The 26931-nt window shown below is 34.5% G+C and carries 22 protein-coding genes; 15 read left to right on the top strand and 7 right to left on the bottom strand.

Going from position 1 to position 26931, the window contains the following annotated elements:
• Positions 1 to 6: 6 nt before the first annotated feature.
• The 3 genes from Q0951_RS07290 to Q0951_RS07300 all read left to right on the top strand — a co-directional run bounded on the left by Q0951_RS07290 (position 7) and on the right by Q0951_RS07300 (position 3531).
• The gene (locus Q0951_RS07290) at positions 7 to 1743 is read left to right on the top strand and encodes a hypothetical protein (protein ID WP_299335883.1); all 1737 of its coding nucleotides are present in this window, start codon (positions 7 to 9) and stop codon (positions 1741 to 1743) included.
• A 234-nt stretch (positions 1744 to 1977) separates the two neighbouring features.
• Positions 1978 to 2232, top strand: a complete 255-nt coding sequence (locus tag Q0951_RS07295) for a hypothetical protein (RefSeq protein WP_299335885.1) — start codon at positions 1978 to 1980, stop codon at positions 2230 to 2232.
• 69 nt (positions 2233 to 2301) lie between these two features.
• Positions 2302 to 3531, top strand: coding sequence for a choice-of-anchor J domain-containing protein (locus tag Q0951_RS07300; RefSeq protein ID WP_299335887.1), 1230 nt, complete (start codon positions 2302 to 2304; stop codon positions 3529 to 3531).
• 58 nt (positions 3532 to 3589) lie between these two features.
• Here the strand turns inward: Q0951_RS07300 and bshC are convergent, their stop codons facing one another.
• Positions 3590 to 5191: a bacillithiol biosynthesis cysteine-adding enzyme BshC gene (bshC, locus tag Q0951_RS07305; RefSeq protein WP_299335889.1), complete on the bottom strand. Its 1602-nt coding sequence runs from the start codon at positions 5189 to 5191 to the stop codon at positions 3590 to 3592.
• Between the two features lie 121 nt (positions 5192 to 5312).
• Between bshC and Q0951_RS07310 the strand changes: the two genes are divergently transcribed.
• Complete coding sequence (locus Q0951_RS07310; protein ID WP_299335891.1) at positions 5313 to 7805, top strand: M14 family metallopeptidase; 2493 nt, start codon at positions 5313 to 5315, stop codon at positions 7803 to 7805.
• Between the two features lie 74 nt (positions 7806 to 7879).
• Here Q0951_RS07310 and argS read toward each other — a convergent pair whose 3' ends face one another.
• On the bottom strand, positions 7880 to 9664 hold the full coding sequence (gene argS, locus Q0951_RS07315; RefSeq protein ID WP_299335892.1) for an arginine--tRNA ligase: 1785 nt from the start codon (positions 9662 to 9664) through the stop codon (positions 7880 to 7882).
• A 546-nt stretch (positions 9665 to 10210) separates the two neighbouring features.
• On the opposite strand from argS, the gene Q0951_RS07320 reads away from it, so the two are divergent.
• Together Q0951_RS07320 and Q0951_RS07325 are read left to right on the top strand one after the other, a co-directional pair.
• Positions 10211 to 12265, top strand: a complete 2055-nt coding sequence (locus Q0951_RS07320; RefSeq protein ID WP_299335894.1) for a tetratricopeptide repeat-containing sensor histidine kinase — start codon at positions 10211 to 10213, stop codon at positions 12263 to 12265.
• A gap of 35 nt (positions 12266 to 12300) precedes the next feature.
• Entirely contained in the window at positions 12301 to 12933 is a 633-nt protein-coding gene (locus Q0951_RS07325) for a chromophore lyase CpcT/CpeT (protein ID WP_299335896.1), read from the top strand.
• On the opposite strand, the gene ctlX is transcribed toward Q0951_RS07325, so the two are convergent.
• Positions 12930 to 13862 carry a citrulline utilization hydrolase CtlX gene (gene ctlX / locus Q0951_RS07330; RefSeq protein WP_299335898.1) on the bottom strand — a complete coding sequence of 311 codons (933 nt, stop codon included), beginning with the start codon at positions 13860 to 13862 and terminating at the stop codon, positions 12930 to 12932. The genes Q0951_RS07325 and ctlX overlap by 4 nt on opposite strands.
• Positions 13863 to 13910: 48 nt before the next feature.
• Positions 13911 to 14300 carry a hypothetical protein gene (locus Q0951_RS07335; RefSeq protein ID WP_299335900.1) on the bottom strand — a complete coding sequence of 130 codons (390 nt, stop codon included), beginning with the start codon at positions 14298 to 14300 and terminating at the stop codon, positions 13911 to 13913.
• Between the two features lie 118 nt (positions 14301 to 14418).
• On the opposite strand from Q0951_RS07335, the gene Q0951_RS07340 reads away from it, so the two are divergent.
• Positions 14419 to 16152, top strand: a complete 1734-nt coding sequence (locus tag Q0951_RS07340) for a M14 family metallopeptidase (protein ID WP_299335901.1) — start codon at positions 14419 to 14421, stop codon at positions 16150 to 16152.
• A 66-nt stretch (positions 16153 to 16218) separates the two neighbouring features.
• On the opposite strand, the gene Q0951_RS07345 is transcribed toward Q0951_RS07340, so the two are convergent.
• Together Q0951_RS07345 and Q0951_RS07350 are read right to left on the bottom strand one after the other, a co-directional pair.
• A complete protein-coding gene (locus Q0951_RS07345; RefSeq protein WP_299335903.1) occupies positions 16219 to 19332 on the bottom strand; it encodes a T9SS type A sorting domain-containing protein in 3114 nt (1037 codons plus the stop codon).
• A gap of 120 nt (positions 19333 to 19452) precedes the next feature.
• Positions 19453 to 20037, bottom strand: a complete 585-nt coding sequence (locus Q0951_RS07350; protein ID WP_299335905.1) for an NUDIX domain-containing protein — start codon at positions 20035 to 20037, stop codon at positions 19453 to 19455.
• 125 nt (positions 20038 to 20162) lie between these two features.
• Between Q0951_RS07350 and pyrE the strand changes: the two genes are divergently transcribed.
• Both pyrE and Q0951_RS07360 read left to right on the top strand, forming a co-directional pair.
• Positions 20163 to 20807 carry an orotate phosphoribosyltransferase gene (pyrE, locus tag Q0951_RS07355; RefSeq protein WP_299335907.1) on the top strand — a complete coding sequence of 215 codons (645 nt, stop codon included), beginning with the start codon at positions 20163 to 20165 and terminating at the stop codon, positions 20805 to 20807.
• Positions 20808 to 20838: 31 nt separating this feature from the next.
• Positions 20839 to 21234: an SRPBCC family protein gene (locus Q0951_RS07360; protein WP_299335909.1), complete on the top strand. Its 396-nt coding sequence runs from the start codon at positions 20839 to 20841 to the stop codon at positions 21232 to 21234.
• Here the strand turns inward: Q0951_RS07360 and Q0951_RS07365 are convergent.
• Positions 21231 to 21962: a biotin--[acetyl-CoA-carboxylase] ligase gene (locus tag Q0951_RS07365; RefSeq protein WP_299335911.1), complete on the bottom strand. Its 732-nt coding sequence runs from the start codon at positions 21960 to 21962 to the stop codon at positions 21231 to 21233. The two genes, Q0951_RS07360 and Q0951_RS07365, sit on opposite strands and share 4 nt — an antisense overlap.
• 96 nt (positions 21963 to 22058) lie before the next feature.
• Here Q0951_RS07365 and rsfS point away from each other — a divergent pair, with 96 nt between their 5' ends.
• The 6 genes from rsfS to Q0951_RS07395 all read left to right on the top strand — a co-directional run bounded on the left by rsfS (position 22059) and on the right by Q0951_RS07395 (position 26907).
• Positions 22059 to 22430 carry a ribosome silencing factor gene (gene rsfS / locus Q0951_RS07370; RefSeq protein ID WP_299335913.1) on the top strand — a complete coding sequence of 124 codons (372 nt, stop codon included), beginning with the start codon at positions 22059 to 22061 and terminating at the stop codon, positions 22428 to 22430.
• 37 nt (positions 22431 to 22467) lie between these two features.
• Complete coding sequence (gene ftsH, locus Q0951_RS07375) at positions 22468 to 24456, top strand: ATP-dependent zinc metalloprotease FtsH (protein ID WP_299335915.1); 1989 nt, start codon at positions 22468 to 22470, stop codon at positions 24454 to 24456.
• Positions 24457 to 24573: 117 nt separating this feature from the next.
• On the top strand, positions 24574 to 25179 hold the full coding sequence (locus Q0951_RS07380) for an LUD domain-containing protein (protein ID WP_299335917.1): 606 nt from the start codon (positions 24574 to 24576) through the stop codon (positions 25177 to 25179).
• Positions 25180 to 26001, top strand: a complete 822-nt coding sequence (locus tag Q0951_RS07385; protein WP_299335919.1) for a phosphatidate cytidylyltransferase — start codon at positions 25180 to 25182, stop codon at positions 25999 to 26001. It abuts the gene before it with no gap.
• Complete coding sequence (locus Q0951_RS07390) at positions 25991 to 26644, top strand: phosphatidylserine decarboxylase family protein (RefSeq protein ID WP_299335921.1); 654 nt, start codon at positions 25991 to 25993, stop codon at positions 26642 to 26644. The genes Q0951_RS07385 and Q0951_RS07390 overlap by 11 nt, the downstream gene beginning before the upstream one ends.
• Positions 26641 to 26907 (top strand): acyl-CoA-binding protein, encoded by a 267-nt coding sequence (locus tag Q0951_RS07395; RefSeq protein ID WP_299335923.1) that lies wholly within the window; start codon positions 26641 to 26643, stop codon positions 26905 to 26907. The genes Q0951_RS07390 and Q0951_RS07395 overlap by 4 nt, the downstream gene beginning before the upstream one ends.
• Positions 26908 to 26931 lie beyond the last annotated feature (24 nt).

Consider the following 26931-nt stretch of genomic DNA (forward strand, 5'->3'; position numbering starts at 1 on the left):
AATCTTATGAAACGATCTGTTCTATTCTTTCTGGTAATATTTTCATTTGTCGTATTATCTAATGCTCAAAACTCAAACTTTACAGATAGCATTTCGCAAATTATACCAACTCAAAAAGACACAACATTAATTAAATCATACCTCAATCTAGGAATATCCTACCAAAGAAGTAATGACTCTTTAAGTTTATTAAATTATACACTTGCTTTAAAAGAAGCTAAATCCATATCAAATGATGATTTTATTGCCCAGAGTCTATTTCGCTTAGCGGTTTTAAACAATTTAAAAACAAATTATGAGCGTTCATTTAAATATTTGGATAGTGCATTAACAATTTATACAGCGTTAAATAATATTCCAAAGATAAGTCAGATCAAATCTTACATAGGAGTTATTGAATCGAAATCTGGTCAATATGAAAAAGCCATATCCTCTCAAATGGAAGCACTGAAGCTTCGTGAGGCCAACTCAGACCTTATTAGACCCTATGATATTGCTAACAATTATATGCGTATTGGAAATTTACATAGTATCATAGGTAATTTTGAAACTGCAACTACCTATTTGAAAAAGGCAGAGCGTTTATTTGAAGTTGAAGGTTTTGACAGACAAGTCAATATGGCCAGAAGCAACATAGCTATCAACTTTGCTGATAGTGGCAACGAGGCTGATGCTATACCTTACATTAAAGAAACCATAGCTTATTTCGAATCTAAGTCTGACAAAAGCTCACTCATGGATGATTATATGAATTTGGGTCAGATGTATTTTGAAATTGATAGCATAGAGCAAGCCGAGGTCAACTTTGTAAAATCACTTAATCTCAGCAAAGAACTAGGAAGCAAACTAGCAACAATCATAAATGAGCGAAATTTAGGAAACGTGCTCCTAAAACGAAATAGGCTCAATGAATCTCTTGAATACAATAAAAGATCATTAGAAAGTGCTTTGGACATAGATAATAAAACACAATTGATGTATAGTTTTTTGTCAATGTCTGATGTATATAAGGCTAAAAATGATTACAAAAACGCCTATGACTTCAGAGTTCTATATCAGCACTTAAGTGATTCCTTATATTCTGTTGAAAACGTAGAAAAAATCAATGATCTAGAAATTAAATACCAAACTGAGAAAAAAGAGCAAGAGATCATTAATCAGAAAAATGAAATCGAATTGTTGAATGTAAAAGGCAAGGTGAACAACTTACAACGATTGCTACTTGCATTTGGACTATTACTAGCCTTATTGGGATTGTATGCTTTATATCAAAGAAACAAACGAAATAAATTGGCTAAAGAAAAAGTCATGGCCGACTTAGAATTTAAAACCAAAGAATTGACCACTCATGCCCTACATTTAGCTAAAAAGAACGAAGTTTTAAATGATTTGAAGCAAAAAGCAAAAGTACTAAAACAGGATGCCGATGCTGATCCTGGTTACCAAATGCTCATCCAAACCATTAACTTTGATCTTCAGGATGATAACAACTGGGAGAATTTTAGTAAATACTTTGAAGAAGTACACAAAGACTTTAATGCGAAAGCACAGGAGCAATTTCCAAATATAACGTCTAATGACCTTAGATTAATGGCCTTATTAAAAATGAATTTATCCTCAAAGGAGATTGCAAATATTCTAAATATTTCTAGCGATGGTATTAAAAAAGCCAGACAGCGACTTCGTAAGAAAATGGGATTGGATTCTAGTGAATCTCTCGAAGCAATTGTCATTGCTATTTAAATAAAAACCACAAAACTAAAACCACTCGAAACACCTATAAACACAGGTGTTTTTTTTTATGTACCCCTTTTGTACCCAGTTCTTTTTTTGATACTGAAAATCAGTCGTATATGTTTGCTCTGTCATTAGGTTGACAACTACCGTTTTTGTGGTGTCTTGTTCAAAAGGACTGCAGACCTTCTTTGAGTAAGTCGCACAAAACGAGGATCACAAAAACACGAAAATCAATTTATCATGAAAACACACTACAATGTTGTAGCATGGGTATTATACCTTTCAATAGTCACTACAATACACTCTTGTTACAACTATGAACATCTAATTTTAGAAGACCACAAAAGAGAAAATGTTCAAACTGTCAATAACACCTTTGTAAAAGATATACTTAGAGTTTCAAACACAAAACATGTTACCCCAAAAACATATCACCCAATTCAAGTAAAAATGAGTAAAAATGATATAAGACGACACAATAAATTACAACTTTAAAATAGTACAATACTTGTCAAATATTATTACTAATAATTTCCTTTTAACAACCACAAATAACAATACATTATGAAACATATTATTACATACATACTTCTTCTTTTTATGATTACCATAATAGAAGCACAAACCGTAATTGTCAGTGAAGATTTCGAAACCGGATCATTTCCTCCTAATGGTTGGGTAACTTATAGAGGACTTGATGATATTGGACCTAATAATGATTGGGAAGTTACAGCAAGTGCTAACACAGGTAATAATGCTGCTTTTAGTCGTTATTCCGATCCTGGAATTGGTATTGCTGAAGATTGGCTAGTATCCCCTTTAATAGATTTATCTAATACCACAAATGCGGCTCTATCGTTTTTTTCAAGAGAATTTTGGACTACAAGCTATGCTTCGCAATACGATATTAGAGTATCCACTGCTTCGCAAACAGCTCATGCAGATTTTACAACCCTTGCCACTTACAATGATTTTCCTTTAGATTACGAGAAATTTACCATTGATCTTTCGACTTATGATGGACAACAAATCTATATTGCTTTTGTTCATGTTGATGAATACCAAGATGATTGGTATTTGGACGACATTGAAGTTAGTGGTATCATTATGTGCAATATAGAAAACACAGCAACACCAAACGTTAATTTAGGCATGACTCCCACTACCAACTTATATGCGCAAGAGTTTGTTGCTAATTGTAGCGGAAATCTAGAAGAATTTGCATTTTTTGCATACATTAATCCTAATATAAATCAAGTGCTTCCCGCTGGCACATTTAATATTTACCAAGGCAATCCACAAACTGGCACTATCATCTATAGTCAAGGTTTTGACGCTATAGTTCCAGTTGGAAATGGTGAGCTATTATTTGATTTGGATAATAACATCCAGCTTACTGCTAACCAAAACTATACTATAGAAATTCCAGTAACGTCTCTTAATATTTCGATATTATACCAAGATCCATATCCTGAAGGGGTTCCTTATATTAATGGAACTTCAAACACAAATAATTGGGATTTTTTCTTCAAAATCAACATTGCAGAAGAAACACTAGATGTCAATACTTACAAAACGAACTCTATTGAGTTATTTCCAAATCCAACATCAGATTACATCAGCATTTCAAACTTAAACACAAAAGAAAACTATGCAATTTATGATGTAACAGGTAAAACTTTAGCTTCAGGTCAACTATTACCAGAATCTCAAATTTCAGTAATACATTTAGAAAAAGGGATATATTTCCTAAAGCTGAATAATAGAAACACTCTAAAATTCATTAAAAATTAAAATTGATTTAGTTGAATGGAAAGCAAATCAAGCAATAGTTTATTGTGAGGTTTGCTTTTTATAGTGTTAATATAGAAAACTCACCTTTTAATGGTTCTAAGGTCTCTACTAACTTAGAAATTAAAGTTGCACCATGCTCTAAATAAAATTCAGAAAAATTCATATTACGCTCTTGAAGACTTTGACTAGGAAATAAAGCATCTTGAATTTCTGTAACGCGTTCTATATGATCATTAAGCTTTCGTTTCTGAGCTTTTAGCAATCGCTTTTCCAGATTCTCGAGCCCTTTAATTTGCTTTCTTTCTTGAGCTGCAACTGCACCTCTAAAAGATTTATCGGTCTGCTCAGCGAGCTTGTATAATCCTTTAAATTGCTCCTCCAAATGTGCTTTTTGCGATGAAAAATCAATATCAATTTCTGAAATATTCTTAGCGACTTTTGTTACTAATTCATTTTGTTTTAGAAATAAGTCATTAACAGACACATTTAGCTTATTTAATTTTTCTCTTTGTTTCTCAGTGATCAACAGTACCGAATTTCGCAATAATAGCATAGGAAAAACAACGTGTTGTGCTTCAAAATTAGACTTGAGTTGTAACCAATACGCCAACTCTCCTCCTCCTCCAATGTAACAGAGATTTGGCAAAATAACTTCCTGATACAACGGACGAACAATCACATTTGGGCTAAATCGCTCAGGGTGCTCTAAGAGCACTTTATGTATTTCACTCTTGCTCCAGGTAATCTTGGTGTTAAGGACTTGATACACACCATTTGTTTCAACAATGCGCTCACGAATATCTTTAGTGATGTAGAACAAATTAATGGCTCTTGGATTGACTTGAATTTTATAATTTCCGTCCAAAGCATTTAGTTCATCATTAGATTGAGAGACCTTTTCAAATGAGGTTTGTGTTACTAATTCATCTTCTAGATACGGAATAAACAAACGTTTTAAACCTGCGTCATTGCCATCTACAATAACTAATCCGTAAGCTGAAAATAATTCGTTCACCAGATAACGCATAGCATCAGTTAAATTACCATGCTCTAAATAAGCACCTTTGAACAAACGTTTGAGATCGTTGGCGTTGTCAATATGATTCAACTGATTAGAAAACACATTAAATACTTTATCTAGTCCGTTGAGGTCTAACTCGCCTACTGCTCCTGAAGCATCTCGATTCCACTGAATTTTTTTGCCTTCATAATTAAAGAAATTGATCTCCTCAAAATCGTGATCTTCTGTTGCCATCCAATATACAGGAACAAAATTATGATTTGGATAGGCTGCTTTCAACTGTTTACAAAGATTAATTGTTGAAATGATCTTGTAAAAAAAGTAAAGTGGTCCTGTAAAGAGATTTAATTGATGACCAGTAGTAATTGTAAAAGTAGTATCATCAGCCAGCAGATTGATGTGCTTTGTAGTTGTTTCGGAAACTGCTACTGTTTTGTATTGACGCTTAAGAGATTGCACCAATACTTTTCTGTTTTCCGAAGAAAATGATTGTTGTTTTTCTGAAATTTGATCTTTGAAATTTTCGAGATTGGGATATCGATGATAAAACGGTTTTAAAGCCTCTTTTTCATCTAAATAATCACATATTAACGAAGAAAAATAATTAGTGTCTCTAAACGGAATACAGTCAGTTGGCATAGTTACAATTCAATTCAAGCGTAAATATAAGCTTCTTCACTTTTTTTAAGTCCTAAATTTTAGTTAATTCACAAGCACTTCATATCTTTACTGCTTATCACTAAAAATACAGATTTATTTCATGATTAAATCACTCTCAATTTTTATCGCATTTATTCTTTCTGTCTCAACTTTTGCTCAAACCCTACAATCGCCATCAGATTTTTTGGGCTATGATCTGGGAACACAATTTTCAAGACACCATCAGGTGATTGATTATTTCAAACATGTAGAAAGCCAAAAACCTCAACAGGTCAAGTTAGAACAGTATGGAGAAACTAACGAACGACGACCTCTAATGTTGGCGTTTATATCTTCCGAAGAGAATATGAAAAACCTGGAAAGTATTAGAGAGAATAATCTTAAAAACACTGGTATTATTGAAGGTACTCCATCCTCCAACAATATTGCTATCGTTTGGCTTAGTTATAATGTTCATGGTAATGAAGCGTCAAGTACTGAGGCCTCAATGAGTACCATCTACAAATTACTTACTGAAAAACAGGACTATTTAAAAAATACAGTTGTAATCATTGATCCTTGTATTAATCCTGATGGACGTGACCGTTATGTCAATTGGTATAATGAAACAGCAAGTGCACCTTATGATATTGATCAACAAGCCAGTGAGCACCAAGAACCATGGCCAGGAGGACGACCAAATCATTATTTGTTTGACCTCAACAGAGATTGGGCATGGGCAACTCAAGTGGAATCAACTTTGAGATTAAAGGCTTACAACAAATGGATGCCACATATTCATGTCGATTTTCATGAGCAAGGTATCAATGAACCTTATTATTTCGCTCCTGCTGCTGAACCTTTTCATGAAGTGATTAGTGATTGGCAACGCGATTTTCAGACTCAAATTGGTAAGAATCATGCCAAATATTTTGATGCTGAAGGCTGGTTGTATTTTACCAAAGAACGCTTTGACCTATTATACCCAAGTTATGGTGACACTTACCCAACGTATATGGGAGCTATTGGTATGACTTACGAGCAAGGTGGCCATGGTCGTGCTGGTTTGGGTATTTTAAACGATGAAGGTGATGTATTGACTCTCATCGATCGATTAACGCATCATACAGTAACAGGCTTATCTACAGTAGAAATATCCTCTAAAAATGCGGAACAATTAAATTCAGAATTTGCTAAATATTTTGATAACTCAGGCCTTAAATACAAGAGTTATGTTCTAAAAGGCAATCCTGATAAAATCAATAGCTTAACGGCATTACTTGATAAACATGAGATCAAGTATGGTTTTGCTCAAGGCGGAAAAGCAAGTGGTTACAATTATACCACTTCAAGTCAAGGTCAAATGACGACAAACTCTGCTGATCTTGTAGTAAGTACCAATCAGCCAAAAGGAAAAATGGTTAAAGTGTTATTTGAACCCAATACAAAATTGAGTGATTCATTAACTTATGATATTACAGCATGGTCTGTACCTTACGCTTATGGTTTAGATGCTATTGCATCAAGGTCATTAGTTGCTACAGATAAAAGTGTTCCGAGAACACTTCCTTATACCATTGCAAATTCTGGAGCAACGGGTTACGCCTTAGAATGGAATAGCATGAAAGATGCGCAGTTTTTAGCTGAGCTATTAAAGGCAGGAATAAAAGTTCGTTTTACAGAAAAACCATTTGCCGCTCAAGGAAAAAATTTCGACAGAGGCGCTTTGATTATAGTGAGAGGAGACAATAAAACAATTGATGATCTGGATAATAAAATTATCCAAATGGCCTTTAGACATAACCGAAGTCCGAAAGCCATTACTTCTGGGTTTTCAACCTCAGGACCTGACTTTGGATCGCCAGATATCAAATTGGTGAATCCTCCAAAAATTGCTATGCTTTCGGGAGACTATACCTCATCTTTGAGTTATGGGGAACTCTGGCATTTCTTTGAACAACAATTAAAATATCCTGTTACTTCTATAAATACTAATAATTTAAGTAGAACTAATTTATCAAAATACAATGTACTGATCATGCCAAATGGGTACTACAATGGTTTGCTGAATGAAAACCTTATGGAAAAACTCAAAACTTGGGTACGCTCTGGCGGAAAGCTAATTGCTATAGATGGTGCTTTAAATAGTTTTGCTGATAAAGAGGGATTTGGGTTGAAACGAAATCAGCAGGATGCTTCCGAAACACAAGAGGACAACAGACGTATCAAATATGCAGACCGAGAGCGTGATTACACCAAAAACCTAATCACTGGAGCTATTTTTAAAACCGATGTAGATAATACGCATCCTATGGCTTATGGTTATGATGAGAACTATTTTACATTAAAACTCGGTAGTTCATCTTACAGCTTACTAGACAGTGGTTATAATGTTGCCTATTTAGGTAATTCGCCAAAGAATGTATCTGGTTATGCAGGAAAAGAAGCTTTAAAGAAATTAGATAATTCGTTAGTTTTTGGTGAACAACGAATGGGAAGCGGAAGTGTTATCTATATGGTAGATAATGTCATGTTTAGAAGCTTTTGGGAAAACGGGAAACTCTTTTTTGTGAATTCAATTTTCTTTGTAAATAATAATTTGGTAGAACTCTAAAATTTCAAAACGATTTTAAAAACAAAAAAGCTCAAGATGAACATTTTGAGCTTTTTTGTTTTGGTTATATCAGATTACATACGTTCAGGCACATTAATACCTAACAATCCAAATGATTTTTTTATAACATCTGCAACAGTTTGAGACAACTGTACTCTAAACACCTTTTCCACCTCATTATCAGCTCCTAAAATGGAAACGTTTTGATAAAATGAATTAAACTCTTTAACCAGATCATAGGTATAATTAGCTATGAGTGCCGGACTGTAATGATCGGCAGCATTTTGAACAACCTCAGGAAATAATTCCAACTGCTTGAGCAATTCTTTTTCCTTATCATGCAGAGACACTTCGACTGCGCTCAGTGTGACATTAGTATTGACATCAGACTTTCTTAAGATAGATTGTATTCTGGCGTAAGTGTATTGAATAAACGGACCAGTATTTCCTTGAAAATCGATAGACTCCTTAGGATCAAACAAAATACGTTTTCTAGGATCTACTTTCAGAATAAAATACTTTAAAGCACCCAATCCAATTGTTTTATAGAGACTTTGCTTTTCATCTTCAGAATAGCCATCAAGTTTTCCTAAGTCTTCTGAGATCTCTCCAGCAGTCTGTGCCATTTCATCTACAAGATCATCAGCATCAACTACAGTACCTTCTCTACTCTTCATTTTTCCAGAAGGTAAATCAACCATACCATAACTTAAGTGATACAGGTTATCTGCCCAATCAAAACCAAGCTTTTTAATGATGAGGAACAACACCTGAAAGTGATATTCTTGCTCATTTCCAACTGTATATACCATACCTCCAACATCTGGAAAGTCTTTAACACGTTGGATAGCTGTACCAATATCCTGAGTCATGTAAACGGCTGTTCCGTCACTACGTAACACAATTTTTTCATCCAGACCTTCATTAGTGAGATCACACCATACCGAACCGTCTTCTTTCTTAAAAAACACGCCTGTCTTCAGCCCTTCAGCTACAAATTCTTTTCCGAGTAAATAAGTCTGACTTTCGTAATATAAAGTATCGAAATCAACACCAATATTTTTGTAGGTCACATCAAATCCGTCATATACCCAACAGTTCATCATTGTCCAAAGTTCGACGGTTTCTGGATCACCAGATTCCCATTTTCGGAGCATCTCTTGGGCTTCTAATAATATTGATGCATTTTTCTTTGCCTCTTCTTCGGTTTGTCCTTCGGAAATAAGCTGCTGTATTTCCTTTTTATATTCCTGATCAAACTTCACATAATAATTCCCAACCAGCTTATCCCCTTTTAAACCAGACGATACTGGAGTTTCTCCATTTCCGAAGCGCTTCCAGGCCAACATACTTTTGCAGATATGAATCCCTCTATCGTTGATAATCTGAGTTTTGTAAACTTTCTTACCTGAAGCTTTCAAAATTTCAGCAACACTGTATCCTAAGATCACATTTCTGATATGACCCAAATGCAATGGCTTATTGGTGTTAGGAGAAGAATACTCAACCATAACCGCTTTGCCTTTTGAATTTGGAGTTTCAAAACCGTAAGTATCATCCGTTTTAATTGAATTGAAAAACGTCATGTAATACGCATCACTGATCTCAAGATTTAAAAAGCCTTTAACCACATTGAATGCCTTTACCTCATCCACATGCTCAACTAAATACTGACCAATTTGTTCACCAATCTGAACAGGATTCCCTTTCACAACCCTTAACATCGGAAATACTACAACAGTAATATCTCCAGCAAACTCTTTGCGAGTCGCTTGAAATTCTACTGATTCTAATTCCGCATTAAAAACAGATTTTACGGCCTGTTTTACCTGGTGTGCTAATGTGTCCTGAAGATTCATTTTGGTTTTTATTTTTAAGTCAGCAAAGATATGTTTTTTATTATTTTTTTTGATAGATGATATGCTTTAATTGATTATAATACATCCTTTTGAAAACATATACCATGCAAAGAAAAATTAGAAAATTCACTTAATGATAATCGTAAGTTTTCTTTACATGAAATTATCGGAATTTTATTAAATACGCATATAAACCAATAAACAACTGATTATCAGTAATTTATTTCTTACAATAACACAACATGCATTTCATCGATAAAAGTGCCGTTTTTCTATGATTTTTGCCGTTAATCTATTCGTCGATGTTTTTATGAATTTCAATGTTCACTTTAACTAATTTATAGGCATTAAAACCCAAAAATTAGGCTTTAATATCCTTTTTATTGATTTTTGATACTGCTATTAATCAAAGTCCCAAACGTTGATGAAACTTAATAATCAATCTTTATTGAGATTGACATTATTATTACAGCACTCTAACTATCCAACCCTAATGGAAGTTTCGTGTGAAAATAATTTTGCAATTATTAATACTCTAACTAAACTATGAAGCAGTTAATAACATTAGCTGTTTTATGTTCTTCGTTCTTCTGTTTATCACAAACAAATGAGATCGACAGTTTGACTGTGCATTTATCTTTTCAAAGCCAAGACTCATCAAAAGTAGACACCTCTTTACGTTTAGTAAAAGCGCTTTATGAAGCTAAGAGCTACAAGAAAGCACTCATCTACATTGAAAATACTGAGCGTTTATCACAACTTCTTAATCATGCAAAAGGTATAGCTGACGTCAATTATTACAAAGCTTTAATTTATGCTCAAAAAGACGATTATTACAATGCTATTGATGGTTACAACAGATCACGCAGGTATTACAGTCAGTTAGGTGACACTCTAGGAATTGCAAAAGTAAACAACAGTATTGGTTTAATAGAGATCAAAAGAGGAAATTACAGCGTTGGTTTAGAAAACTCACTGTCTGCTATACAAACGTTTGAATCCAGAAATTTAAAAGACGAATTAAGTTCTGCTTACAATAATTTGGCAGAAGCTTACTATAACACCAATCAAGTTGATAAATCATTAGAGTTTAATATCAAAGCCTTAAATGTAAGAGAACAATTAAGAGATAGTATTGGTATTAAAACATCCACAAGAAATATAGCCTTACTATATTCTGAAAGAAAAGAACATAGAAAAGCAATAGAATACTACGAAAAGGTTTTAAAACTTCTTAATCCAAGTACTGATCAAAAACTTAAAGGTGAAATTTTACCTCGTATTGGCGCTGAATATCTTAGATTCAAAGATTACGACAAAGCTGCAGAATATTTAGTAGAAGGCTTAAAATTCAATAGAAAGAACAACAATGACGATGGAGTGCTCAGAGCACTAAATGCTATAGCCGATTTAAACATTCAGCAAGAAAAAGTGCGACTGGCTGAAATTCAAGTTAACGAAGCTTATGAGATCGCAACTAGAATCAATAACAAGCCAGAATTATTAAAGAACTACAAACTTCATAAAGAGATTGATTCTATCAATGGTAAGTTTCAAAATGCGTTCTTCTGGCAAGGAAAATATTTCAACTTAAAAAGTGAACTTGATAAAGAGAATCAACCAATTGTACCAGTAATCACAAAACCAATTGAAGTAGAGCCTTTAGATGCTAATGAAGATTTCAATGCTATAGCCATCAAACAAAAAGAAGCTGAAAACGAAATTATGTTTAAGAAGCTTAAGGCTATTTCCTATGTGCTTGGTGCTGCATTTTTGATAGTATCTACTATTCTTTTACTGATCTACCTTAAACGAAAAAACACCCTTAAGTTCAATAGAGAGCTTCAGGAAAAAAATAAGCAAATAGAAAAACAAAACGAAGAATTTGCTCTACAAACCAAACATCTTGAAGAAGTCAATAGTGTAAAAGACAGATTATTTTCCATTGTATCTCATGATCTTAAAGATTCTATATCATCAATTAAAGGCTTTATTGATCTTCTCAAAGAGGATGGGATATCTCGTGAAGAATTCTACGATTTGGTTCCGGAACTAAGCGAAAATGCAGACAGTGCCTCACAGCTTCTTTATAACTTATTGAACTGGTCTAAATCACAAATGCAAAATTTAGAGCCAAAACCTGAATTATTCAATATTCAGGATGTTTTCAAGAACAAAATCAGTTTGGTTGAACAAAAAGTTGAGCAGAAACGCATTGTATTAATTGATGAGTCACACAGAGATTTCGTTTATGCTGACAAGAGTATGATTGAAATTGTAATCCAAAACTTGATTACAAATGCTGTTAAATTCACACGCGTTGGAGATGTCATTACGGTATCAAATAGTGACCTCAATGGAAATAGTCTAATTTGTGTAGAAGACACAGGTGTTGGTATTTCAAAAGAGAATATTGATAAGCTTTTCAAGAATGGAACATTTACAACACGTGGTACCAGTAATGAGAAAGGAACTGGTTTAGGGTTGACTATTTGTAAAGAATTAGTAGAGCTTAACAACGGAAGAATTTGGGTAGAAAGTACGCCAAATGTTGGGACTAAATTCTACGTAGAGCTTCCAAAAATTAAACCAGCTGAATAATTAATTTTTGGTATCTTCCCAAAAACAATTCAGCCATGACTCGATATTTCCTAGTATTCCTTTTAGCCATTATATGCTATTCCTGTAAAAATGATCCATCAAAAACTAATGAGGATTCTAAACCCAATCATCTTCCTGAATTGTTTGCTATGATGCAAGGTTCATTTAATTCAGAAGTACAGGCTCAGGTAGATACTACTTATTTAAACATCTCGCTTCATATGTACCCGATTTGGAAAGACAAAGGAAACTTTCTTTATGTAGAACAAGCCCTTAACACGAAACAAGATAAGCCTTACAGACAACGTATTTACGAGGTCACACAATTAAATGACAGCATATATAGTTCTGCCATTTACACCATTGAAAACGATTCGTTATGGATTGGAAAATGGAAAACACCTGAAGCATTTGATAGTCTTACGATGGATATGGTTTCTAAAAAAGAAGGCTGTGACGTCTTATTACAACGAATTGAACCCAACTTTTATAAAGGAGAAACAGGAGAAAAGACATGCGAAAGCACACTTTACGGAGCCTCTTATGCTACTAGCGAAGTTGAAATCATGGAAGATAAAATCATTTCTTGGGACAGAGGCTTTGACAACAACGATAAACATATTTTGGGTGCTGAAAAAGGCGGTTATATTTTTGATAAATTAGACTAGACCCTAGGCAAAAACACCTCAGCCATCATACAACGAGCACTGCCACCACCACAGGTTTCAATAGTTTCCAGAGAACTGGATAGAATAGGACAAAATCGTTCGATATCTGCAATTTGTTTTGGCGATAAACTATCATGAGCTGCTTGACTCATAACTAAATAGCGTTGCCCATTGTGTCCTTGAACCTGAAGCATATTGCCTGCAAATTGATGCATTTGATCCTCTGAGATCTCAATAATGGTTTTACCATCGGCTTTTAGGTTTTTGATAACGTTCTTACGTTCTTTTTTATCGTCAATGGTATCTAAACATATGACCGAAAACTGCTCAGCAAGGCACATCATAACATTGGTATGGTAAATAGGTAAACGTTTGCCATCAACAGTCTGATTTGCAGTAAAAATAACTGGTGTGTATTCAAAGTCTTCGCAAAACTCGATAAATAAGTCCTCATCAGCTCTGGCTGATAACGCACAATACGCTTTTGCATTAATTCTATCTAATAGTAAACTACCTGTACCTTCTAAAAAGACGCCTTCGTCTTCAGCACTTGTGTAATCAATAATATTTTCAATTCTAAAACCTTCTTTCTCTAGACGTATAAATACTTCGTCCCGACGTTCTTTTCTTCTGTTTTCTGCAAACATTGGGTACAAACCAATATCGCCATTTTCGTGAAAGCTCACCCAATTATTAGGAAAAATTGAATCTGGAGTGTCCATTAATTTATCATCCTGTTCTACAATTACATTAACACCTACAGCTCTCAACTTATCAACAAAAGCGTCAAACTCATTTTGAGCTTTTACATTGATTTCAGCATTTTTTATAGCCAAATCTTCCTGAAAATAGTTATTGACAGCGGTTTGTTCATTCATCCTGAAATTGACAGGACGAATCATTAAGATGGTATTAGTGGTTTGCGACATTTCTGAAATTTAAAGTGCAACAAAATTAAATAAATTTAATGTAGAATTCTATATCGCACTTTTATTATTTTGGTTGGATAGTAGCCATTCTAAAGCTGCTTCTCTTTCCCTGAATATTTTGATATTCCAATTATTGTGTTTGTTGATATTCATAACTATTTGGGTAGCCATTTCTGCACTAACACTGTAAACAACTACAGCTCTAAATGCAATGGTATCTTTAAGAGTTCCCATGGCTCTTTGTGCATCAAACGTATATGAGTATGCATGTTCTTTATTTATCAAAAGGGAAAAAGGAGATTCTAAATGAGAAGTTAATACTGCGCGGTAAGCATTAACCATAGATTCATCAATAACAACACCGTCATCAATGATAACTTCGGCAATATTAGACTCCAGTATCTTTATTTTTCCGAAGGGTAGGACAAAAACTTTCATTAGCTATTAATTTAGAGGGATAATCCAAATTTAGATTAACTTTGAATTGTTTTTAATTCTAATTGATAAAGAAATAAACAACGATATTAACAATTGACCTATCCTTAAAAATTTCAATATGAAAAAACTCATACTACTGTTTCTAATTGTAATGTCTTGCTCTTCTGAAAAGACAAATCAAAATGCTGATTTCATAACTGTTTTTGAAACCTCAAAAGGCACACAAACTCCAACTTATGATGAAGTCATTGACTTTTATAAAAACTTAGCTAAAACCTATGATGCCATCACAATAGAAACAATTGGTGAAACCGACTCCGGAAAACCATTACACGTGGTTACATTGAATCCTGATAACAACTTTGATTTTGAAAAGATCAGAGAAAATAAGCGTATCCTTATGATCAATAACGGGATACATCCTGGAGAATCTGATGGTATAGATGCTACAATGCTTTTGTTTCGTGATTTGGTACAAGGAACAATTGAGATGCCAAAAAGCACAGTATTGGTAACCATTCCTGTTTATAATGTTGGCGGAAGTTTAAATCGGAATTCTTCAACACGAACTAATCAAAACGGACCAGAAGCTTACGGTTTTAGAGGAAATGCGCGTAACTATGACCTTAACAGAGATTTTATTAAAACTGATACTAAAAATGCTAAAGCTTTTTCTGTTATTTTTAATCAGGTTCGTCCTGATGTATTCATAGATAATCATGTGAGTAATGGTGCCGATTATCAATACACACTTACGCATCTATTCACTCAGCATAACAAGTTAGGTGGTGCACTTGGAGAATTTTTACACACTGAAATGATGCCACAATTAGAACAAAAGCTCGGAGAAAAAGATTGGGATATCACGCCATATGTCAATGTATTTAACAGAACACCTGAACAAGGCTTTAGTCAGTTTATGGATTCACCGCGTTACTCAACAGGCTATACAACACTATGGAACACTCTTGGAATGATGGTAGAAACACACATGCTTAAACCTTACAAACAACGTGTCGAAGGCACCTACGAACTTATGAAGAGTATGATAGAAATTACTGAGGGTGAGGGTGAACGAATTTCAGAATTACGACAGAATGCATTAGCTGAACTAAAATCAAAAAAAACATATCCGCTACAATGGACCATAGATACTACACAATCAACAATATTGCAATTTAAAGGCTATGAAGGACAAATGATTGAAAGTGATTTGACAGGAGCGCAACGATTAAAATATGATAGAACTCAACCGTTTACTAAAGAGGTTACATATAAAAATTACATGACACCAACTTTAGAAGTTGACATTCCAAAATCATATGTTATTCCGCAAGGCTGGTGGAACGTCATTAATCCTCTCACTTTAAATGATATTGTAATTCAAAAACTAGAAAAAGACACAACGATAACTGTTACTTCATATAAAATCAAAAATTATGAAACGAGAACACGAGCCTATGAAGGGCATTATCCACATTATAATGTTGAGATAGAATCTTCTACAGAAAAAGTCAAGTTTCGCGAAGGTGACCTCCTTATCAACACCAATCAACGTGGTTGCAGGTATTTACTCGAAACATTAGAACCTCAAGCACCTGACTCTTTTTTCAGTTGGAATTTTTTCGATACCATCTTACAACAAAAAGAAGGCTTCTCTCCTTATGTATGGGAAGATAAAGCAAAACTGCTACTGACTCAAAACCCGAAATTGCAAATCGATTTTAATCTTAAAAAGTCATTCGATGAAGATTTTGCCAATAATTGGTATGCACAATTGGATTGGATCCATAAGCAAAGTATACATTATGAAAAAGCACATTTACAATATCCTGTTTATCGTATAGAATAGAAATTCATACAAATAAAAAGGCACTATTTTCATAGTGCCTTTTACAAATATTAAGTTATAATCATCTTACTTTCTCACTTGTACCGCTTTGGTAAAGTTTCTGTATTTAGATTCAAATTTCACGAAATATGTTCCGTCTTTTAAACGGCTCATATCAATAGACAAATTATCATTTTGAATTGCGGTTGTTTCTCCTGACAACATCACTCTTCCACTAACATCTACAACAGTATAGTTAATCGTTTCCTCAGGAACTATTTCAGTATCAATGCGAACTATACTAGATGTCGGATTTGGATATAAAGCAATATCCAGCTTCTCATTTCTGAAAGACGCTTCAAATGCCTCATAGCTACTATAGTTGCCTACATAATCTTCAATTAATGCTGTTGGATCACCAATTCTGTTGTTATTAAAGAAATGACATATCCAGCTTGGAATAACCAAATTTAAAGCACCATGAACATCTAGTGAAGCACAAATGTTATTTTGCTCAATTAAATGTAGCACATTAAATCCTGTTGTTGATCCAAAATCTACTATTGATAAATCAAGAGAGTCTGGATTGTAGACTAAACTATGAATGCGATAGAATCCAGGATGATCTACTGTAAATTCTGGAGTTGGCGATGCATCTAAAATAGTTAATGAAAATGCACTCGTCAAGACAAAAATTTGTTGGTATCCATCTGGAATTACAGGAACGCTTGCTATTTCTGCGGAAATTGTAGCCTGACCACCAGAGAGGCAGCTAATTGGATGACTTGAGGTCATCGTACCTGCATCTGCAGTACATTTCTCTTCATCTACTTTGAATGATGCACCTGCTACATCCAGTGATGCACAGATCTCTCCGCCTCCTGCAATTAGTAATCCGAAGACATCAAATCCTGTGGTTACGCCTGGTTGTACGATCGATAAATCTAAAGTATCTGGATTGAATACCAAGCTATGGATTGTATAATCTCCAGCTTCAGTAACTTCGAACGATGGCTCGCCACCTGCTCCAAGTATTATAAGTCCTTCACCTTGTGTGAGTACAAATGCCTGAACATAACCCTCTGGAATTACTGCATTCCCATCTACTGTCGCTGTGATGGTTGCTGATCCGTTGGATAATTCTACATTGGCCATATCTGTACTCATTGTGCCTGCATCTGCAGTACATTGCTCTTCATCTACTTTGAATGATGCGCCTGCTACATCCAGTGATGCACAGATCTCTCCGCCTCCTGCAATTAGTAATCCGAAGACATCAAATCCTGTGGTTACGCCTGGCTGTACGATCGATAAATCTAAAGTATCTGGATTGAATACCAAGCTATGGATTGTATAATCTCCAGCTTCAGTAACTTCGAACGATGGCTCGCCACCTGCTCCAAGTATTATAAGTCCTTCACCTTGTGTGAGTACAAATGCCTGAACATAACCCTCTGGAATTACTGCATTCCCATCTACTGTCGCTGTGATGGTTGCTGATCCGTTGGATAATTCTACATTGGCCATATCTGTACTCATCGTACCTGCATCTGCAGTACACTGCTCTTCATCAACTTTGAATGATGCGCCTGCTACATCTAGTGATGCACAAATCTCTCCACCTCCAGCGATTAATAATCCGAAGACATCAAATCCTGTGGTGACTCCTGGTTGTACAATACCTAAATCTAAAGTGTCTGGATTAAATACTAAACTGTGAATCGTGTAATCTCCTGCTTCTGTTACTTCGAACGATGGCTCTCCACCTGCTCCAAGTATTATAAGTCCTTCACCTTGTGTGAGTACAAATGCCTGAACATAACCCTCTGGAATTACTGCATTCCCATCTGCTGTCGCTGTGATGGTTGCTGATCCGTTGGATAATTCTACATTGGCCATATCTGTAGTCATCGTACCTGCATCTGCAGTACACTGCTCTTCGTCAACTTTGAATGATGCGCCTGCTACATCCAGTGATGCGCAAATCTCTCCACCTCCAGCGATTAATAATCCAAAGACATCAAATCCTGTGGTTACGCCTGGTTGTACGATCGATAAATCTAAAGTATCTGGATTGAATACCAAGCTATGGATTGTATAATCTCCAGCTTCAGTAACTTCGAACGATGGCTCTCCACCTGCTCCAAGTATCACTAAGTCTTCACCCTGTGTTAATACAAACGCCTGAACATAACCCTCTGGAATTACTGCATTCCCATCTGCTGTCGCTGTGATGGTTGCTGATCCGTTGGATAATTCTACATTAGCCATATCTGTACTCATCGTACCTGCATCTGCAGTACATTGCTCTTCATCTATTTTGAATGATGCACCTGCTACATCTAGTGATGCACAAATCTCTCCACCTCCAGCGATTAATAATCCGAAGATATCAAATCCTGTAGTGACTCCTGGTTGTACAATACCTAAATCTAAAGTATCTGGATTGAATACCAAGCTGTGAATCGTGTAATCTCCTGCTTCTGTCACTTCGAACGATGGCTCTCCTCCTGCTCCAAGTATTACAAGTCCTTCGCCTTGTGTGAGTACAAATGCCTGAACATAACCCTCTGGAATTACTGCATTCCCATCTACTGTCGCTGTGATGGTTGCTGATCCGTTGGATAATTCTACATTGGCCATATCTGTAGTCATCGTACCTGCGTCTGCAGTACAAGTTTCAGGATAAACCTTAAAAGATGTGCCTGCCACATCTAGTGATGCACATATTTTACCGCCACCCTCGATCAATAATCCGAAGACATTAAATCCTGTAGTCACACCAAATTGAACAATACTCAAATCTAAAGTATCAGGATTAAAAACTAAACTGTGAATGGTATATTCGTCAGATTCTGTAACCTCAAAAGATGGTTCAGGCCCAGCATCAATAATTACTAGTCCGTCACCTTGCATTAATACATAAATATTGGCATAGCCATCAGGGACTTCTGCATTTCCATCTGCAGTTGCTGTAATAATAGCAACTCCATTAGATATGTCAGCAGTTGGCATGTCTGTACTCATGGTACCAGCTTTTGCTTCACAATCAAATGAAGTTAATGTTGAGGCGTAGGATTCCTCATCATTGTGCAATACACTTGTTGATACATTGGTGGCCATCATTACTGATGTCATTAATGTAAAAACGAATAAAAATGTCAATTGAAAGGGGCTTTTGAGAAGTAATTTGTCTTTCATTTGTACTTTATTTTGTTTAATGTTTGTTGTATAAAATTAAACAAAGTAGAAATAAATATTTACTCACTATTAAGAATTTTAGCTAAAGTTTAACAATTGAATCAATTCAAAATGAGTTGCTTATCGCACTAAAGCTCTAATGTTTGCGTAGCTATTTCTGAGTGCTTCAAGGCTCTGTGTAGTATTGAGCCATTCTACATTAGTGATTCCTTCTTTTTCCTGAGGATATAATTTTCCGTTGAAAGTTGTTTTCATTTCAAACCAATAGGTCACTTTTATTTTGTGCTTCCCATTTCGTTTGAATATATGATATGTAGTATTAAGTGGTTTTGTAATTTTTAATCCAGTAACTCCAGTTTCCTCCTCTACCTCTCTTATTGCTGTAGCTTCGATAGTTTCTTTACCTTCTATTTTACCTTTGGGTAAATCCCATTTATTATTTCGGTAGATAAAAAGGATTTCATTCTTATCATTATACACTTTTCCACCACCTGCAATGACATTGGGCAATAATTTCAAAAATTTGCTTAATAATTTATCTTCTTTTTTTGCAATGAGTCTAACCTCTTTTAAGGGTGTGGAGCGGAGTTCTCTTATTACCTTACCAATGTTCACCTTTGATAGGAGGTAATTTTTGAAGCCATCTTCTTTTTCCACAACAGTGGTCAAAATTATAGGCTTGTCATTTACAAAAACTTGATACATGAAGTCTAACTGTAGGTTATTTAGATAGTAAAAATATCATTTTTATCAAGATCATCTACATTTTTAAAATATTTTTTATTCAAATTTTTGAATTTTAGTTTTGTTAAAATCCGTAGTTTTGCAACATGATTTTTGATAAAGAAACCGCTAAACAAACTGCAGAAGTTTTATTGCAGATTAATGCTATAAAACTACAACCGAACGAACCCTTTACTTGGGCCTCTGGTTGGAAATCTCCAATTTATTGTGACAATAGAATTGTATTATCATTTCCGCCGATTAGAAATTACATTCGAGAAACTATGGCTAAACATATTGAAGCTCATTATGGCAAAGTTGATGTCATTGCTGGTGTGGCCACTGGAGCTATTGGTATTGGGATATTGGTTGCTGAATACTTAGGACTTCCATTTATATATGTAAGACCTGAGGCTAAATCGCATGGACGACAAAATCAAATTGAAGGATTTGTTGAAGCTGGACAAAATGTAGTGGTTGTTGAAGATTTGATAAGCACCGGAAAAAGTAGCTTAAATGCTGTAAAGGCATTAGAAACAGCTAATGTAAATGTCAAAGGAATGGTGGCCATATTTTCATACGGATTTGATGTTGCAAAGAAAAACTTTGAAACTGCTAAAGTCAATTTACATACACTTAGCAATTATGAAAACCTTTTAGAACAAGCACTAGAAACAATGTATATCAATGCTAAAGAACAAGAAGTTCTGGCATTATGGAATGACAATCCTAGTGAATGGAACGCTATTTGATTATAGCTTGTAAATAAATAATACTTTAATAATGAAATTAGAATCACCAAAAACAACAATAAATAAATCTGCACAGGAGACATTTGAATTTTTATCCGATGTTAAGAATTTTGAAAAGTTAATGCCAGAAAACATCAGTAAATTTGAAGTTTTAGAAGACGATAAGTTTTTATTTGCTCTTAAAGGCATGCCTGAAATTGTGCTAAAAAAGAAAGAAGCTATAGCTCCTAATAAAATTGTTTTGGGAGCAGCAGGAGGTAAATTGGACTTCTCACTTACCGGACTTATTTCTGAAATAGATTCTACAAAAAGTGAAGTAGAATTGGTCTTTGAGGGTGAATTCAATGCTATGATGGCCATGATGATTAAAGGACCAATCAGTAAATTTATTGAAACGTTAGCTGGCAATATGCCTGCACACGTTTAATATAAAAGCTTAACTTCCTTCAAGTCAAATTCTTTAGTAATATTATCTTCTAAAAGTATTTGAAGGTAACCAGAATTAGATACACCTTTTATATAACCTGAAAACCTTAAACCTTTGGCATCTTCAAATGTCGAAGGTTTATTTTTTCTGAATAATTCAGATTCATATAACGTCTTCAAATCATGAAACTTGCTGTTTCGCAACATGTTCATGTATTGTTTCAAATAATTAATAATACTTTGTAATACTTCGTCAAGATCATAGGTTTTACCTGTAACCATATGCATGGATGTTGCGTTAGGCAAATTATCAAAAACAATCTGATTGATATTCAAACCAAAACCAATGATAGTGCCCTGTATTTGATTATTTTTTATGACATTTTCAATCAAAATACCTGAAATCTTTTTTTGGTCTGCCAAAATGTCGTTAGGCCATTTTATTTTAATATTTTTTATTTGGAAAGTTTTTACAGCATTAGAAATTGCCAATGACGTTGCCATACTAATAAAAAAACTGTTTTCAGTATCGAGAAAAGAAACATCAAGAAACACACTAGCCATAAGGTTTTTTGAAGGATGAGAACTCCAGGTTGTCCCCATTTGTCCGCGTCCGTTGGTTTGTGAATCAGCTACAACAACAGTATAATCAGTCAGTGCTTCAGTACTACTTAACTGTCTTAAAAAACTATTAGTAGAATCGATGGCACTAAGTTTGATTATACGCATTGTGATGTGTTAAAAAAAATTATAAATTTCTTATGATTAATAACTATTTATAAGAAGTAAAAAAATAATAACTTTGCACAAAATTAAATCAATTTAATGGCGAAAAAAAATACGAATCCAGATCAACTCATATCAACAGTTATTGCTGGAATTGAAGATGTAAAAGGAAAAGAAATTACGATTTTAGATTTAAGAGAAATTGAAAACACTGTTTGCGACTACTTTGTTATTTGTGAAGGTACTTCTAACACACAAGTTAACGCCATTGTAAATTCTATACAAAAAAAGGTAAGCAAAGAACACAAAGATAATCCTTGGCATATTGAAGGAAGCGATAACGCTGAATGGGTTTTGATGGATTATGTAAATGTTGTTGTACACGTGTTTCAAAAACACATCAGAGAATATTATGATATTGAGAGTCTATGGGGAGATGCTAAGACGACAATCATAGAAACGAGTTACTAAAATATTAAATAAAAAACCACGCTGGTGGTAATTATAGATGGCAAAAGAGAATAAAAATTTAAATAAAAAACCAAAGTTTAGTCCATATTGGATCTACGGATTTGTAATTGCAGCATTTTTAGCAATTCAAATGTTCTCAGGTGGTATTGGTGGAGCTTCAGGAAAGAAAATCAATCCGTCAGAATTTTTCGATTACATGAAACAAGGTGATATAGCTGAAGTTCTGATTATAAATGAAAGAGAAGCGCGTGTATTCCTAACCAAAGAGGCGTTAGATAAAGAGGTTCACAAAGGCACAAAACCTAATAATATCATTCCTTCAGTTTCACCGCAACCGAATTATATATTCGAATTTGGTGATCTGCAAATCTTTCAGGAAAAAATTGATAAAATCAATGAAGAGGATAACAATATTTTTGTTCCAACTGAATTTGATACAGAAGAAAACATCTTTGGTAATATACTCTTCTCACTTTTACCTTTCATATTAATTATAGGAGTATGGATCTTTATCATGAGACGTATGTCTGGTGGTTCTGGTGGAGGTGCTGGCGGCCAAATTTTCAATATAGGAAAATCTAAAGCCAAGCTTTTTGATGAAAAAACCGATGTTAAAACTTCTTTTAAAGATGTTGCTGGACTGGAAGGTGCTAAAGAAGAAGTACAAGAGATTGTAGATTTTCTTAAAAATCCAGAAAAATATACTTCTCTAGGTGGTAAAATACCTAAAGGAGCTTTGTTAGTAGGACAGCCTGGTACAGGTAAGACCTTACTTGCTAAAGCTGTAGCTGGTGAAGCTAAAGTCCCATTCTTCTCGTTATCAGGATCTGATTTCGTAGAAATGTTTGTCGGTGTTGGAGCCTCTCGTGTAAGAGATCTATTTAAACAAGCCAAAGAAAAATCACCTGCTATCATATTCATTGATGAGATCGATGCTATTGGTAGAGCACGTGGAAAAAGTAATTTTTCAGGCTCTAATGATGAACGTGAAAACACTCTCAACCAATTATTAACTGAAATGGACGGTTTTGGCACTAACACAAATGTAATCGTGTTAGCTGCAACAAACAGAGCTGATGTATTAGATAAAGCTTTAATGCGTGCAGGACGATTTGACAGACAAATCTTTGTAGATCTTCCAGACGTTAGAGAACGAAAAGAGATTTTTGAAGTTCACTTAAGACCTATCAAACAATCTGAAAAATTAGATGTAGATTTCCTAGCAAAGCAAACACCTGGTTTCTCAGGTGCAGATATAGCTAATGTATGTAACGAAGCTGCTCTTATTGCTGCTCGTAACGGTAAAAAAGCTGTTGGAAAACAAGATTTCTTAGATGCAGTAGATAGAATTGTTGGTGGATTAGAGAAAAAGAATAAAATCATTACTAAAGAAGAGAAAAAAGCGGTTGCCTATCACGAAGCTGGACATGCTACTGTAAGCTGGATGTTAGAACACGCTGCACCTTTGGTAAAAGTGACTATTGTTCCTAGAGGACAGTCTCTAGGTGCTGCATGGTATTTACCTGAGGAACGTCTAATTGTGAGACCGGAACAAATGCTTGACGAAATGTGTGCTGCACTTGGAGGAAGAGCTGCCGAGAAAGTCATCTTCAATAAAATTTCAACTGGTGCATTAAGTGATCTTGAAAAAGTTACTAAACAAGCACGAGCTATGGTGACAATTTATGGTTTGAGTGATAAAGTTGGAAACTTGACGTATTATGACTCTTCTGGTCAATCAGAATATGGATTTACTAAACCTTACAGTGAACAAACTGCCGAGCTGATTGATAAAGAAATTTCAGATATTATAGAGAAGCAATATCAACGTGCTGTTGACCTATTAGAAAAGAATAAAGATAAACTTACAGAACTTGCTGAAGTACTTCTGGATAAAGAAGTTATCTTCAAAGATAATCTGGAAAAAATATTTGGTGAACGACCTTTCAAAAAAGAAGAGGAAGAACCAGTTAAAAAAACAACTGAATCATCAACTTCAGAAACAGAAATTGAAGAAGAAGAATAAGTATTCCCTTTATCGATTATAATCATATAAAAAACTTAAATTAATATCACATTAGTTTAAGTTTTTTTATATTTGAGAAATACATTAATACAATTAGGTTAATAGCTATCCCTATACATGAGTCTATTTCGTAAAATCTTCGGTTTAAAAAACACTCCTGAAGACAACATAAAAAGCGAAGAGAGAGGCAAATACATGCCTGAAATAAAGCTGCCAGTAGACGAACAATTTACTATAAACTTCAAAGCTAATGGTGGAAAGTTTCTGTATTGTGAAAATATGCAAGAAATTCAGGATAGCCTAAATTCCATTTTAAAAGAAAACAATTGGGAAGACAGCAAGGTTTTATTATTTGATGATCGTTTAAATGAACTATTTAAAGATTTTAATTTTAATACCACAAGACGTATTTCTGAAAGCACATTTTTCTTTTCTACCTGTGAATACCTAATTTCTGATGATGGTTCTTTACTAATCTCCTCCAATCAGATCGCTGAGAAAAAATTAAAAGAACTACCTGATAATTTCATCATTTATGCTACTACTAGCCAGTTTGTTCAAAACATAGGAGAAGGTCTGCGTGGAATTAAAGGGAAAAACAGAGAGAAAATCCCAACTAATATCACTACTATAAAGCATTTTAAAACAGTCGAAGATAAAGACTTTCTTACTTACGGAAGCAGCTCAAAAAACTTATATTTGTTGCTCCTAGAAGATTTATAAATGAAAGAAATCGGTACAAGAGCACTCTCAGGACTATTATATGTGTCTCTTCTTATTGCTTCTCTATATTGGCAAAATGCACTTATCGCACTCTTTTTTGTGTTTGGATTGATATGCATGGCTGAGTTTAAAAAACTTATTCAACTAAAAAGTTTTTTCCCATATGTAGTGTTCACATTAATGTATCTAGGGTTTTCTTATTGGAAAATTATAGCAGACTCTGCTCGAGGCATTGATGAAGCTGCACAGATATTACTCGTCATTACCATCTTTGTACAGCTTATACTCATCAAAGACCTCTTTTCAGAAAAAACCATCCCGCTATTTAGTTCAAAACGTTTTATCATAACTACCTTTTACTTATCTAGTGGCTTCGTTTTTTTGATTTGTATTGCCAATTTTAATCAAACCTTTACACCACTGCTTTTGTTAGGATCATTTATACTGGTTTGGGTCAATGATACCTTTGCCTACTTGGTTGGTAAAAACTTTGGAAAGCAAAAATTGTTTCCAAGTATTTCTCCCAAAAAAACAGTTGAAGGTTTTTTAGGCGGACTCTTTTTCTCGTGTGTTGCTAGCTATTTTATTGCTAACTTTACTGAAACATTAAGCTTTACAAACTGGTTGATTCTAAGTATTATTGTTAGTGTCTTCGGAACACTAGGTGATCTTATAGAATCTAAGTTTAAACGTCAGGCTAATGTTAAAGACAGTGGAGTTATCATGCCTGGCCATGGTGGTCTTTTTGATAGGTTAGATAGTATTATCTTTGCTGCACCTTTTATATTTTTATTTTTAAGACTTGTTACCTATGTTTCATAAAGAAGGTTATAAAATTATACTTATCACATTTGCTATCGTTACAGGATCTGTGCTCTTAATAGATCGCTTTGTTGATATTCCATGGTTGCGATTGTTGCTTATGGTGACTATGTTGGTATTGTTGATCCTTATTCTACAGTTTTTCAGAAATCCTAAACGACATACAAAGCTCGAAGACCACACTGCTGTGTCTCCCGTTGATGGAAAAGTTGTTGTGATCGAAGAAGTATTTGAAAAAGAAGTCTTTAATGATAAACGCATTCAGGTGTCTGTATTCATGTCGCCTATTAATGTACATGTCACACGTTATCCTATTAGCGGAAATGTAACTTATAGTAAGTATCATCCAGGAAAATACCTTGTAGCTTGGCATCCCAAAGCCAGCGAAGAAAACGAACGTACTACTGTAGTTGTTGAAAATAAAAACTTCGGAAAGATTCTATACAGACAAATTGCAGGAGCTCTGGCAAAGCGTATTGTCAACTATGCGAAAGTGGACGACAATGCTATTCAAGGCGCTGATTCAGGATTTATAAAATTTGGATCACGAGTGGACTTATTTTTGCCCTTAGATGCTGATATCAAAGTAGAACTCAACCAAAAAGTAAGAGGTGGTGAAAGTATTATTGCCGAAAAACTATGACATCAGAAGAATTAGACATAGCATTTAATACAGCAGTAGAACGCATCAATGCGCATACTGAACCATTTCCTGCCGATTTCCTTCTTCGTCTCTACGCGTACTACAAAAAAGCCACTAACGATTACAGCAGACCTAGCAGTAGCAAACCTATCATCAATGCTTTTAAAACCAACGCCTTGTTTCAGGTTCAGGATGTTTCCGAAGATGAAGCTAAACGGATTTACATAGAATTGGTTGACAATTATTTCCTTTACCGAAAATAAATTCTAATTCACATCTAAAACTTC

Source organism: uncultured Psychroserpens sp. (assembly GCF_947501425.1).
Lineage (GTDB): Bacteria > Bacteroidota > Bacteroidia > Flavobacteriales > Flavobacteriaceae > Psychroserpens.